Source organism: Cognatiluteimonas sedimenti, from assembly GCF_022808325.1.
In the GTDB taxonomy this organism is placed as follows: Bacteria; Pseudomonadota; Gammaproteobacteria; order Xanthomonadales; family Xanthomonadaceae; genus Cognatiluteimonas; species Cognatiluteimonas sedimenti.
This window is the reverse complement of sequence record NZ_JALGCL010000001.1, coordinates 174912-186491: the sequence shown is the minus strand read 5'-3', so window position 1 is coordinate 186491 and position 11580 is coordinate 174912. Positions and strand designations below refer to the sequence as shown.

Genomic DNA, 11580 nt, shown 5'->3' with positions numbered 1-11580 from the left:
GAGGCGATGCCGGCAGATCGCGCCGCAAGCCGAGCCCACGCCGGCGTGCGCGGATGTGCAATCCTGCGCCTCGAACGAGCCCGCCAGCCGACGCAGCGTCCCGCTCGCCTAGTCGGCGGCAGGCGGCGGATCGTCGGAGGGATGGTCGACGATGTACAGCCACTTGCCGTCGATCAGTTTCTGCACGTCGACGTAGCGTCCGCGTTCCGTCGTCTCGGCCTGCGTGTCCGGGTCGACCATGGTGAACGCGTAGGTGCCCCAGGTCGTCCGGGTGTCGCCGGCGGCCGTCTGGCCGAGCTGCGTGAGGACGCCGTCCTTGACTGTCGCGTGGGCGAAAAAGCCGGCGAACCCGTCGCGGATCGCCTCGCGGCCCTGGGCCATCGGTCCGCCCGGAAACCAGATGATCCCGTCTTCGGCATAGCACGCTGCCACGGCGTCGGCATCGCTGGCCTTGAATGCCGCCAGGAAGCAGTCGCCGGCCGACTGCGGCTCCGCCGCACCCGCCACCCCGCCGGCCAGGGCAAGTACGGCCAGCAACACTCCCGCAGCCAATCGGTTTTGCACGTGCATGCCGGATTCTCCCAGGGTGGCGCGCCAGCGGCGGCCTTCGCAGGGCCAACGCCGATCCCGAACGGTTGCGGTCATCGGGGCCGGGGCTTGCCCAAGCTGGTTGCGTCATGCCGGTTGCGCCATGCCGGTTGGCCCGTGACGCGATTCGGCGCCTGCCCATAGAATCGGCGGCCATTGTCCGAAGCCCGTCCGGAAACCCCATGCCATCCCGCCTGCGTTTCCCGCTTGCCCTTGCCCTTGCCCTTTGCTGCGCGCGTGCGTTCGCGGCCCAGGACGACGTGCAATCCCTGGCGCAGCAAGCCACGGCCGCCTACCAGGCCAAGGACTACGCGGCCAGCGCCGATGCGTTCGTCGCCGCCATCGCGGCCGGAGGCGACGACCCCGCGCTGTACTACAACGCCGCCTGCGCCTCCGCCCTGGCCGGGCGCAAGGAGGCCGCGTTCGACCTGCTCGCCAAGGCCGCCGCCGCCGGCTACACCAGGGTGGATGCGATCCGTGCGGACACCGACCTGGCCTCCCTGCGCGCGGATCCGCGCTTCGAGGCGTTGCTGGCGCGGACCGAAAAAGCCGAGCAGCGCCGCCAGCGGATGTGGAACAGCCCCGCGTTCGATACGCCCTACCAGCCCCAACTCGGCGAGGACCAGCGCGTCGCCGGGCTGTCGCGACTGTGGTCGGAGGCCCGGTTCAACTTCGCCAGTTTCGACCTGGTGCCCGAACTGGACTGGGACGCGCTGTACCTTGCGACCCTGCCCGACGTGCGCGCCGCCGCCAGCACCGCCGACTACTACCAGGTGCTGCGCCGCTTCGTCGCGCAGTTGCGCGATGGCCACAGCAGCGTGCGCCCGCCGGTGGAAGTCGCCAACCAGCTCGACTCGCAGCCCGGCGTGCGCACGGCGCTGGTGGAAGGCCGCGTGTTCATCGTCGAGCTGCTGGATCCGAAGCTGGCCGAATCAGGCGCGGCGCCGGGCCTGGAGATCACCGCGATCGAAGGCCAGCCCGTGCAGGCCTGGGCGCAGGCGCACATCGCGCCTACCAGCCGGCTTCCACGCCGCAGGACCTGGCCGCGCGCACCTACGAGCGGGCGCTGCTGTCCGGTCCACTCGGGCAGCCGGCGCGGCTGACCGTGCGCGACGCCGCCGGCCGGTCGCGCGAGCTGTCGCTGCCGCGCATGCCGGCGCGCGACTTCGAGGCCGCGGTCTGGGCTGGTCCCGTGTTCCAGTGGCGGATGCTGCCGGGCAATATCGCCTACGCGCGCGTGCTGCATTTCGGCGACGACAGCGCCGCGGCCGGCTTCCGCGAACACTTCGACGAGATCGCGAAGGCCGACGGGCTGGTCATCGACGTGCGCGAGAACGGCGGCGGCGACAGCAGCAACGGCTACAAGTTGCTGGCGATGCTCACCGACAAGCCATTCGCCGGCTCCAGCTGGCAGACCCGCGAATACGTGCCCGCCTGGCGCGCCTGGGGGCGTCCGGAAGGCACCATCGCGGAAGCGGCCTCGCGGATGCAGCCCGATGGAGAACGTCATTACGCCGGCCCGGTGCTGGTGCTGACGAGCGCCCGCACCTATTCGGCCGCGGAAGATTTCGTCGTCGCCTTCGACGCCATGCAGCGCGGCCGCATCGTCGGCGAACCCACCGGCGGCAGCACCGGCCAGCCGCTGTTGTTCGACTTGCCGGGCGGCGGCAACGCCCGCATCTGCACCAAGCGCGACCGTTACCCGGACGGCCGCGAGTTCGTCGGCGTGGGCGTGCAGCCGCAGGTGGTGGTGGCACCGAAAGCCGCCGACTTCCTCGCCGGGCGCGATACGGTGCTGGATGCGGCGGTGGCGTTGCTGCGCTAGGTCCCGGCTGCCAGCCACGCCGCAACCGGGGGCCCCGCGAAGAGCTGCACGCGGCTCGCGCGTCAGTCCTTGCGGGCGCTCAGTCCCTGCATGATCGATTGCACCAGCGCCTCTGCGTTCCACGGCTTGGCCAGGAAGTGGTGCAGCCCTGCCTCGCGCCGGGCACGATCCACCGCTGCGGTCTCGGCCTGTCCCGAAAGCATGATCTTGACCACCGTCGGGAAGCGTTCGTGGGCCTTGATCAGGAACTCGTCGCCCTTCATGCCCGGCATCAGCCAGTCCGACACGATGACCAGGAGCTTGTGGCCCTCCTGCGCCAGTTCGTCCAGCAACTCCAGCGCTTCCTCCGCGCTTTCGGCCACGTCGATGTGGAAGTCGCTGCCGAACGCGCGCCGCAACTGGTCCTTCAAGGCCGTCAACACGATGATCTCGTCGTCGACGCACAACAACACGCCCTTTTCCATCATCCGGCTCCTGCGATTGGCAAACTGACGGTGAACGTGCTGCCGCGGCCGACCTCGCTCTCCACGACGATCGTGCCGCGATGCTTCTCGATGATCTTGCGGACGATGTCCAGCCCCAGGCCGGTGCCTTCGCCGGCCGGCTTGGTGGTGAAGAAGGGATCGAAGATCCGTTCGCGCACCTCCGGCGCCATGCCGCAGCCGCTGTCGGTGATCGACACCAGCGCATTGTCGCCGTCCCGGCGTAGACCAACGGTCAGGCTGCCCTTGTAATCCATCGCCTGCAGAGCGTTGTGCACCAGGTTGGTCCAGACCTGGTTGATCTCGTCGGGCAGGCACCGCACCGGCGGCAGGTCTTCGAACTGCCGCACCAGCTCGATGCCGTGCTTGATCTGGTTCTGGTAGATCGTGAGCACCGTCTCCAGCCCTTCGCGCAGGTCGGACTCCATCCATACCTGCACGCCGCCGAAGCGCGAGAACGACTTCAGCGCGAAGATGATCTTGGCGACCCGGTCGACCGCGGTATTGATGTTGTCGGCGTTGGTGGTGATGGTGGCGATGCCGTGCGCGGTGTCCAGGATGCGATCCGCGGCCGGATGGCGCAGCAGCGGCAGCACCGCGTCCAGGTCCGCGTGCGACTGCAGCTGCACCAGCAGGCCGGCGCGATGGCGCGCCTGCTCCAGCCCAAGCTGCTCGAGCTGCTCGGTGACCTCGCGCACGATGCGTCGTTCCTCGCGCGTGCTCAACACCACCGAAGGCTGGCTCGCGCGCCTGAGCAGGTCGCTGAAAAGCACGCGATGCCCGGCGTCGAGCTCGTGGAGCAGGCCCGGCAGGTCCAGCAGGGCGCTGTCGAGCGCCTCGGAAATATTGCGGCCGCTGGACTTGATCGCACCGATGGGGGTGTTGATCTCGTGCGCCACGCCGGCGATCAACTGCCCGAGCGCGGCCATCTTCTCCGAGTGCACCAGGTGTGCTTCGGCCTGGTGCAGGTCCTCGAGCGCCTGCGCGGCATCGCGCCGCGCCGCCTCCGCCACGGCGTACGCATCGGCGTTGGCCAGCGCGATCGCCGCGTAGGCCGTCGCCGAGCGGAACACCTCCAGTTCGCGTTCGCCGTAGGCGTCGGCCTGGTGGCTTTGCACCGTGACCACGCCGATGCGGCGTCCGTTGGCGATCAGCGGGCGGAACACGGCCGAAAGGATCGGCGCGGACTCCTGGATGTCGGTCGCGCTGGGCGCGTTGTCCAGCTGGGTATCGTTGAACAAGGTCAGCTCGCGGTCTTCGCGGAAGGTCAGCACCGCCAGCGACGTGGGGTGGTCGAGTGGATACGAGGTGGTCGAATCCACCACGCCGTCCTCGATGTAATAGACGTAGTCCAGCGAGTCGCCGGCGGGCGACAGCAGCGCGACGCCGAACGCATCCATCGGCAGCAGCTCGGCGATGTGGCTTTCCATCGTGCGGCAGATCGCCAGCGTGTCCAGGGACGCGGTGAGGTCCTTGCCGATGTCGCCCAGCAGGCGCAGCGTCTCCGCCGACGCGGCGAGTTCATCGTTGGCCCGCTTCAGGGCGCTGTTCGACTGCCAGCGCGCGACGATGGTCGCCACGTGGCTGGCGACGTAGTTCAGCAGTTCGAGGTCGGACTGGGTGTAGGTCACGTCCGCGCTGTAGCTCTGCACGATGATCAGGCCGTGGACCTTGTCCTGCGCGACCAGCGGCGCGCCCATCCAGCTGTTGAAATCCACCAGGCCGCGCGGCGCTCGGATCTCGCCGGCGGCCACCAGCGACTGGAACGTCGGGTCGTCGAGCAGCCACGGCAGGCGGGTACGGATCACCAGCGACGAAATGCCCTCCCCGAAGGGGAAGCTTTCCGGCACTTCGTTCGGGTCCTCGTCCACCAGGTACTGCTGGCGGATCATGCCTTCCTGGGCATCGTAGGAGGCGATGATGAAGTTCTTCGCGTACATCAGCCGGCCGACGATCTCGTGCAGCTGCACGTAGTGCTCGCGCTCGGGGCTGTCGGCCGTGGACAGCGCGGCGATCTCGTAGAGGGCCCGCTGCAGTTCCTCCGCGCGCCGGCGTTCGGCCAGCTCGGCCTCGAGCCGCTCGATGCGCTGCGCCATCAGCACGGCGTCATCAGCCATCCTCGGCCTCCACCCGGTTGCGGCCGGCGTGCTTGGCCCGGTACAGCGCCGCGTCGGCGCGCGCCAGCAGGGTGTCGGCGGTGTCGTCGGGGCGCAGGGAAGCCACGCCAAGGCTCGATGTCACCGAACCGATGCCGCGGAAATGGTACGCGGCGATCGCCTCGCGCAGTGCCGTTGCCAGCACCAGGCACTCTTCGGCGCTGGTGTGCGGGCACACCACCAGGAATTCCTCGCCGCCCAGCCGCCCCAGCGCGTCGGTATCGCGCGTGTGCTCGCGCAGCAGGTCCGCCACCGAGACCAGGACCGCATCGCCGGCGCCATGGCCGAAGTTGTCGTTCACCTGCTTGAAGTGGTCGATGTCGAGCATGATGATCGAGAGGTCGAACTCGTAGCGCCGCGCCCGCGCCACTTCCTCCTCCAGCGCTTCGTCGAGCTTGCGCCGGTTGAACAGCCCGGTCAGCTTGTCGGTCACCGCCAGCACTTCCAGCAACCGGTTCTTTTCCACCAGTTCCTCGGTGCGGGCCGCCACGATGTCCTCGAGCTCGGCGTTGATCCGCCGCAGCGCTTCGTTCTGGCGGACCAGGTCGCGGTCCTGCCAGTAGGCGCGGATGGCCGCGCGCACGGTCAGCAGGATGTCCTCGTTGAGGAACGGTTTCTCGAGGAAGCGGTAGAGGTTGGCCTCGTTGATGGCGCGCTTCACGCCGGACATGTCGCTCTGACCGGTCAGCAGTATCTTGACGGTACTCGGCGATTTCTCGTGCAGCTGGACCAGCAGCTCGTCGCCGCGCAGGCCGGGCATCATGAAATCCGACAGCACCAGGCTCAGCTCGATGCCCTGCGCGCGCAGCTCGGCTTCGATCTCCAACGCCTCGTCGCCGCTTTCGGCGAATTCCAACTGCACCTCCGGCCCGAAATGATTCGTCATCAGGGTGCGCAGCGCGTTCAATACCGTGGAATCATCGTCCACGCACAGGATGATGCTGTTATTTTCCAAGGGTCACCGGGCGCGTGCTGTCGGTTTCTGTGCCAAGGGAACCGCCTGTTTCCGGCCCGGGCGCAGCCGGGGGCCACGCATGCGCACAGGCCGTCGCCGCGGCCATCCCCATGCGGTGCGCCGGCTTGCGACAAGGTCGTTGCGCCCGGCTGGAAGCTCGCCCGTCCCGTTGCCGATGGCTGGCTGGTCGAGGCGTTCCACGGGGTTCATGGGACGGATGATGCCACGGGCCGGGGAATGGGGTCAGGTTCACGGTTCGAGGCACGCTGCCATCATTGAACCGGGCACGGCCGGGTCACGCGACGCGCCGCAGCGGCGCGGGAAAGCAGCCCCCCTCGGGTAACGGGTCGCGGACCCTACGCGCGTTCCCCGAGCGCCCGGGCGGCGGTCACCGCGGCCTGCAACACGCGGGCATAGGCCTCGCGCGCCTGCCCTGCCTCGCGCGCGGCGGTTTCCAGCCACTGGATGTAGGACGCGATCAGGTCACCGGCGTTGTACTGGAGGCCGAGTTCGCCGATGGTCCTGGCCACGGCATCGCGCACGTGCCAGTCGACGATCGCGCCCTTCTCGGCCTGCGCGGCGAGATCGGCGATCGCCAGCACGTGCGGTGTAATGAGACCGGCGACGGTAGCCTTCATGGGATCGACCTGGTGTCCACGAGCCGGGAGCATAGCGTGGGGACGATTGGGATCGTCATCCTTTTGCAGCAGGCGGCGCTCCGGCGGCGCGGAATGCACGCGGCCTGGTTCCCCTGTTTCCGCGCAGGCATGGCAAGCTGCGCCGGTCGTCGCCCGGAACCCTCGCCATGCCCAGTCGTGCGGCCTTGCTGCTCCTGCCGGTGCTCGCCGCTGGCGCGCTCACCTCGTGCGTACATGCCCCCGCGCCGGCGCCAGCGCCGCAGGGCGCCGTGGATCCGCCCGAAGTGCTGCTGCTGGGTGAAGTGCACGACAGCGCGCCGGGCCACGCGGCGCGGCTGGAACGACTGCAGGCGCGCCTGGCGGCGGACTGGCGGCCGGCGATCGCGATGGAGCAGTTCGACCGCGAGCAGCAGGGCGCGCTGGACGCGGCCATGCGCGATTGCGCCGACGCCGCCTGCGTCATCGCGCGCGTGGCGCCCGGCAAGTCCGGCTGGCACTGGGACCATTACGCGCCGGTGATCGCGCTGGCGCTCGACTACGACCTGCCGCTGTACGCCGCCAATCTCTCCCGCGCCGACGCCGCCAAGGTCGTGCGGGACGGCTTCGGGGCGGCGCTGTCGCCCGCGATGATCGCCCGATACCACCTCGACACCCTGCCCCCGGCGCTGGTCGCCGCGCAGGAAACCGAAGTGCGCGACAGCCATTGCGGGCAGTTGCCCGAAACGATGGTCGGGCCGATGGCGCGGGCGCAGATCGCGCGCGACGTGGTCATGGCGCAGGCGCTTGCCGAGCATGCGTCGACGGGCGCCGTGCTGCTCGCCGGCAACGGCCACGTGCGTCGCGACATCGGCGTGCCCTACTGGTTGCGCCAGGCCGGCCTGGCGCCGTTCGCGGTGGGCTTCCTCGAGCCCGGCGGCTCCGCCGAGGCTTTCGACGAAGTGGTGTCCATTCCCGAGGTCGAGCGGCCGGATCCCTGTGCCGCATTCGGCAAGACGACCTCAAGCGGATCGCCCGCCGGCACCTGAAGCACTTTGCCACCGCGGCCACGCACCCGACGCGTTCCGTCGCGCCCCTTCCGTGCCCCTCCAACGAAAGAGGCCCCGCGGTGCGGGGCCTCCATCGACAACTCATCGGCGCGGAAAGGTCATTCGACCCGCTCGCCGTCGCGCCACTGGCCCTCGTAGGAAAGGGTCCCGTCGGCTTCATAGTAGCGCCCGTAGCCGTGCATCTTGCTGGCGCGCAGTTCGCCGATGTAGACCTTGCCGTTGCGGAACCGGTAGTTGCCCTGCCCCTGCATCTGGTCGTCGAACCAGTCGCCCTCGTATCGCGCGCCACTGGTCCAGCTGTAGATGCCGCGGCCCTGCATCTTGCCGTCGACGAAACCACCCTCGTAGCGGTCACCATTCTCGTAGAGCGCGATCCCCGTGCCGTGCGGCTTGCCGTCGCGCTCCGGGCCGGTGTACTGGTACGGATCACCGGCGCTATCGAAGAAGGTCTTCGGCCCGGTGGCCGTCGCCCGGGGAGTCTCCTGCACCAGGACCGCCAGCGCAGTGGTGCCGGCATTGCACGCCCAGGCGCGGTTGTCGGCCAGGCGGCCGTTGCTGCGCTCTGACAACTCGCGGTCGGCGACAGCCTCCGCCTCGGCGCGGGTTCCGGACACGCCCCAGCCGTAGGCGAAGCCGTTGCTGGTCACCGAGCGGTACGCGCCACAGCCGGTCCCCGCCCACGACAGCACCACGCGGCAGCCCTGGCCGCCGTGCGACGCGCACTCGTCCATCGCGCGCTTCTCGGCGGTGGCTTGTCCCGGATGATCGTGCGCGAACCCGAAGCTGTAGCCCTGCGCCTCGTCCACGGCCAAAGCCGCGTGCGGCGTTTCCTGCGCCGACACCTGCGGCGCCAGGCCGACCATCGCCAGCAACAGCAACGCACGCATGCAATGCAAATCCATCATTCCCCTTCCCCTGTTGGTTGGACAGCATGCGGGTTATAGCATTCCGGCTGGCCGCCGCAACGCGACCCTGGCCGCACCGTGCAACCCCGCGAATTCGGACGAAATGCAAGGCCGTGCGGATCCCTCCCCGCAGCAACGGCCGGTGGGTAAAGCGGCCGGAGCACCTGGATGTACCGGCGAGGAACTCATGTCCGCCGCCTCTTTTTTTTGCGACCGAGCGTCAGGGGTGCATGGTCGATCCGGATTACCCTTGTTCGTCGCACCATCGAGACCCGGCCAACCAGGCTGGTGACGAAAGGGAGTGACCCACGATGAACCGGAAACCAGCAAAAACAGCCGCAACGCATGCCGCCACGGCCACGCCATTGCCGGAGTCCATGACCACGGGCAAGGCCAGCCCGGCCAGGGCCGCCGTCGGCGACAAGCCGGTCTTCGCCTACATCGCCAGCCTGCCGCAACCGCAGCGCCGCATCGCCGAACGCATCGACCGGCTGGCGGCGGACGCCCTGCCCGGCCTGCAGCGCAGTGTGAAGTGGGGCATGGCGTACTACGGCGTCGGCGATGGCTGGTGCTTCTCCTCCGGCGCCTTCGCCAGCCACGTCAAATTGATGTTCATCAACGGCACCGCGCTGGCTCCGGTGCCGCCGGTGACGCCCGTCGCCATGGGCAAGTCGACGCGCGGCGTCGAGATCGCCTCCCTGGACGAGATCGACGAAACCCAGGTCGTGGCGTGGATGAAACAGGTTGCCGCGTTGCCGGGCGCGGGGAAGCGACCAACGAAGAAGTAGACCGCCTGCGGGAACATCCACGAAGCGCGGCCAATTGAACCTAACCCCGTCGTGCCCCGTTGTGGCGATGGCGCTATCCTCGACGTGCCACCCCGGACGGGCTGCCGATGAAGCAAGGCGTCCATTACGTATCCACGGCGGACGACGTCAGCCTGGCGTGGGCCTCGCTCGGGCGGGGCGTGCCGCTGGTCAAGGCCGCGACCTGGCTCACGCACCTGCAATACGATCTGGAGAGCCCCGTCTGGTCGCACTGGGTGCGGTTCCTGGGCGAACACTTCCGCTACATCCGCTACGACGAACGTGGCTGCGGCATGTCGGACCGCGTGGTGCGCGACCTGGATCTGCCCCAGTGGGTGGACGACCTGGAAACGGTCATCGAGGCGGCCCGGGTCACGCAGCCCGTGGTCCTGCTGGGCATCAGCCAGGGCGCGGCGACGGCCATCCGCTACGCGATCCGCCACCCGGAGCGCGTGTCGCACCTGATCCTCTACGGCGGCTACGCCGTGGGCGGACTGCGCTCGGGGGATCCGCAACGGCTCGCGCTCTACAAGGCGGTGATGGACGTCGTGCGGCTTGGCTGGGGCAGCGACAACCCGGCATTCCGGCAACTGTTCACGTCGCGCTTCGTGCCACGCGGCACGCAGGCGCAACTGGACTGGTTCAACGAACTCTGCCGGCGCACGACCTCGGTGGACAATGCCGGCGCCCTGATGCAGGCGCGAGGCAACGTCGATGTCCGCGACTGCCTGGCGCAGGTCACCACGCCGACGCTGGTGCTGCATGCCAGCCGCGACCAGATCGCACCGCCGTCGCAGGGACGCTACCTGGCCAGCCATATCCCCGGGGCGACCTTCGTCCAGCTCAACTCGGACAACCACGTGCTGCTGGAAGACGAGCCGGCCTGGCTGCTGTTCCAGCAGGCAGTGCTGGAGTTCACCGGCATGTCGACGGGTGCGCAGCCCGCCGAGCCGTCGCAGTCGCGTTTGACCGCGCGCGAACGCGCCGCACTAGGGCTGCTGTGCGAGGGCCGCAGCAACGCGCAGATCGCCTGGGAACTGGGCGTGTCCGAAAAGACCGTGCGCAACCACCTGTCCAACCTCTACCGCAAGCTCGGCGTGCGCAGCCGCGCTGAAGCGATGGTCCGCGCGCAACGCCCAACGTCCTGATCGGGACATTTGTCCCGGGATCCGCCGGCCCGGCCCGGCGACCGGGACAACCTTCCCATGTCTCCCGCGCGCGCGGACGCGCACGATCTCCCTCTGCCGATCGGCGCCCGTGGAGGTCACGACCATGTCCCGCTTGCTTGCACTGATGTATGGCGCGGCCGCGTATGCGGTCTTCCTGGCGACCTTCCTGTACGCCATCGCATTCGTCGCCGGTGTCGGCGTCCCCCGGCATGTCGACAACGGGCCGCTCGTCGCCTGGCCGGTCGCGCTCGCCATCGACCTCGCGCTGCTCAGCCTGTTCGCGATGCAGCACAGCGGCATGGCGCGACCGGCCTTCAAGCGCTGGTGGACGCGGATCGTCCCGCCCGCGATCGAACGCAGCACCTACGTGCTCGTCAGCAGCCTCGTCCTGGTGCTGCTGTACTGGCAGTGGCGACCGTTGCCAACGGTGGTCTGGGACGTGCACGGGCCCGGCTACTGGGCGCTGATCGCGATCTCGGCGCTGGGCTGGCTGCTGGTGCTGGCCAGCACCTTCCTGATCAACCACTTCGACCTGTTCGGCCTGCGCCAGGTGTGGGCCTACGCGCGCGAATGCACGCTGGCCGACCAGCCCTTCGTCGCCCGCGCCTTCTACCGCATGGTGCGCCACCCGTTGATGCTGGGATTCCTGATCGCGTTCTGGGCGACGCCGCACATGACCGTCGGGCACCTGCTGTTCGCCGCGGTCACCACGGCGTACATCCTGGTGGCGGTGAAATTCCTCGAGGAGCGCGACCTGCTGGCGCAGCATGGCGACGCGTACCGGGCCTACCAGCGCGAGGTTCCGATGATCGTGCCGCGGCCTTGGCATCGCCGTCGCGGAGCGCCGGCCGGTCCCGTCATCGGCCAGCGCAGGCCCACGGCCTAGGCGCCGTCGTCGCAGGTTCGCTTGCGCTCGTGGAACCGCTTTGCTGCTTCAGCGCCCCGACCAGGCCCCGATTGATGCGCCGATGATCACCAGCGCAAGCGCTGGCACGGCAACGCCACCGGAA

The 11580-nt window shown here is 69.1% G+C and carries 12 protein-coding genes; 6 read left to right on the top strand and 6 right to left on the bottom strand.

Features of this window, described 5'->3' with window-relative positions; all coding sequences use genetic code 11:
- Window positions 1-108: 108 nt before the first annotated feature.
- Window positions 109-645 (bottom strand): YybH family protein, encoded by a 537-nt coding sequence (locus tag MQC88_RS00895; protein ID WP_243318335.1) that lies wholly within the window; start codon window positions 643-645, stop codon window positions 109-111.
- A 125-nt stretch (window positions 646-770) separates the two neighbouring features.
- On the opposite strand from MQC88_RS00895, the gene MQC88_RS00890 reads away from it, so the two are divergent.
- Entirely contained in the window at window positions 771-1691 is a 921-nt protein-coding gene (locus tag MQC88_RS00890; RefSeq protein WP_243318325.1) for a TPR end-of-group domain-containing protein, read from the top strand.
- A gap of 2 nt (window positions 1692-1693) precedes the next feature.
- On the top strand, window positions 1694-2413 hold the full coding sequence (locus MQC88_RS00885; RefSeq protein WP_243318324.1) for a S41 family peptidase: 720 nt from the start codon (window positions 1694-1696) through the stop codon (window positions 2411-2413).
- 62 nt (window positions 2414-2475) lie between these two features.
- On the opposite strand, the gene MQC88_RS00880 is transcribed toward MQC88_RS00885, so the two are convergent.
- The 4 genes from MQC88_RS00880 to MQC88_RS00865 form a co-directional block, all read right to left on the bottom strand.
- A complete protein-coding gene (locus MQC88_RS00880; RefSeq protein WP_243318323.1) occupies window positions 2476-2877 on the bottom strand; it encodes a response regulator in 402 nt (133 codons plus the stop codon).
- The gene (locus MQC88_RS00875) at window positions 2877-5012 is read right to left on the bottom strand and encodes an ATP-binding protein (protein WP_243318322.1); all 2136 of its coding nucleotides are present in this window, start codon (window positions 5010-5012) and stop codon (window positions 2877-2879) included. The genes MQC88_RS00880 and MQC88_RS00875 overlap by 1 nt, the downstream gene beginning before the upstream one ends.
- Window positions 5005-5979, bottom strand: coding sequence for a diguanylate cyclase (locus MQC88_RS00870; RefSeq protein ID WP_243318321.1), 975 nt, complete (start codon window positions 5977-5979; stop codon window positions 5005-5007). Before MQC88_RS00870 ends, MQC88_RS00875 begins: the two co-directional genes overlap by 8 nt.
- A 383-nt stretch (window positions 5980-6362) precedes the next feature.
- Window positions 6363-6644 carry a hypothetical protein gene (locus MQC88_RS00865; RefSeq protein ID WP_243318320.1) on the bottom strand — a complete coding sequence of 94 codons (282 nt, stop codon included), beginning with the start codon at window positions 6642-6644 and terminating at the stop codon, window positions 6363-6365.
- Window positions 6645-6811: 167 nt separating this feature from the next.
- Here MQC88_RS00865 and MQC88_RS00860 point away from each other — a divergent pair, with 167 nt between their 5' ends.
- Entirely contained in the window at window positions 6812-7669 is an 858-nt protein-coding gene (locus MQC88_RS00860) for a ChaN family lipoprotein (protein WP_243318319.1), read from the top strand.
- Window positions 7670-7788: 119 nt separating this feature from the next.
- Here MQC88_RS00860 and MQC88_RS00855 read toward each other — a convergent pair whose 3' ends face one another.
- Entirely contained in the window at window positions 7789-8592 is an 804-nt protein-coding gene (locus MQC88_RS00855) for a DUF4189 domain-containing protein (protein ID WP_243318318.1), read from the bottom strand.
- Window positions 8593-8972: 380 nt separating this feature from the next.
- On the opposite strand from MQC88_RS00855, the gene MQC88_RS00850 reads away from it, so the two are divergent.
- The 3 genes from MQC88_RS00850 to mddA all read left to right on the top strand — a co-directional run bounded on the left by MQC88_RS00850 (window position 8973) and on the right by mddA (window position 11456).
- Window positions 8973-9383: a DUF1801 domain-containing protein gene (locus MQC88_RS00850; RefSeq protein WP_243318312.1), complete on the top strand. Its 411-nt coding sequence runs from the start codon at window positions 8973-8975 to the stop codon at window positions 9381-9383.
- A 107-nt stretch (window positions 9384-9490) separates the two neighbouring features.
- The gene (locus tag MQC88_RS00845; protein WP_315857041.1) at window positions 9491-10549 is read left to right on the top strand and encodes an alpha/beta fold hydrolase; all 1059 of its coding nucleotides are present in this window, start codon (window positions 9491-9493) and stop codon (window positions 10547-10549) included.
- Between the two features lie 124 nt (window positions 10550-10673).
- Complete coding sequence (gene mddA / locus MQC88_RS00835; protein WP_243318310.1) at window positions 10674-11456, top strand: methanethiol S-methyltransferase; 783 nt, start codon at window positions 10674-10676, stop codon at window positions 11454-11456.
- Window positions 11457-11580: the final 124 nt, after the last annotated feature.

Excerpts from the sequence above, each read along its gene's own strand:
- MQC88_RS00895 (WP_243318335.1), bottom strand. The coding sequence starts at position 645 with ATGACCGCAACCGTTCGGGATCGGCGTTGGCCCTGCGAAGGCCGCCGC.
- mddA (WP_243318310.1), top strand. The coding sequence starts at position 10,674 with ATGTCCCGCTTGCTTGCACTGATGTATGGCGCGGCCGCGTATGCGGTC.
- MQC88_RS00845 (WP_315857041.1), top strand. The coding sequence starts at position 9,491 with ATGAAGCAAGGCGTCCATTACGTATCCACGGCGGACGACGTCAGCCTG.
- MQC88_RS00865 (WP_243318320.1), bottom strand. The coding sequence starts at position 6,644 with ATGAAGGCTACCGTCGCCGGTCTCATTACACCGCACGTGCTGGCGATC.
- MQC88_RS00850 (WP_243318312.1), top strand. The coding sequence starts at position 8,973 with ATGACCACGGGCAAGGCCAGCCCGGCCAGGGCCGCCGTCGGCGACAAG.
- MQC88_RS00880 (WP_243318323.1), bottom strand. The coding sequence starts at position 2,877 with ATGGAAAAGGGCGTGTTGTTGTGCGTCGACGACGAGATCATCGTGTTG.
- MQC88_RS00860 (WP_243318319.1), top strand. The coding sequence starts at position 6,812 with ATGCCCAGTCGTGCGGCCTTGCTGCTCCTGCCGGTGCTCGCCGCTGGC.
- MQC88_RS00855 (WP_243318318.1), bottom strand. The coding sequence starts at position 8,592 with ATGGATTTGCATTGCATGCGTGCGTTGCTGTTGCTGGCGATGGTCGGC.
- MQC88_RS00890 (WP_243318325.1), top strand. The coding sequence starts at position 771 with ATGCCATCCCGCCTGCGTTTCCCGCTTGCCCTTGCCCTTGCCCTTTGC.
- MQC88_RS00875 (WP_243318322.1), bottom strand. The coding sequence starts at position 5,012 with ATGGCTGATGACGCCGTGCTGATGGCGCAGCGCATCGAGCGGCTCGAG.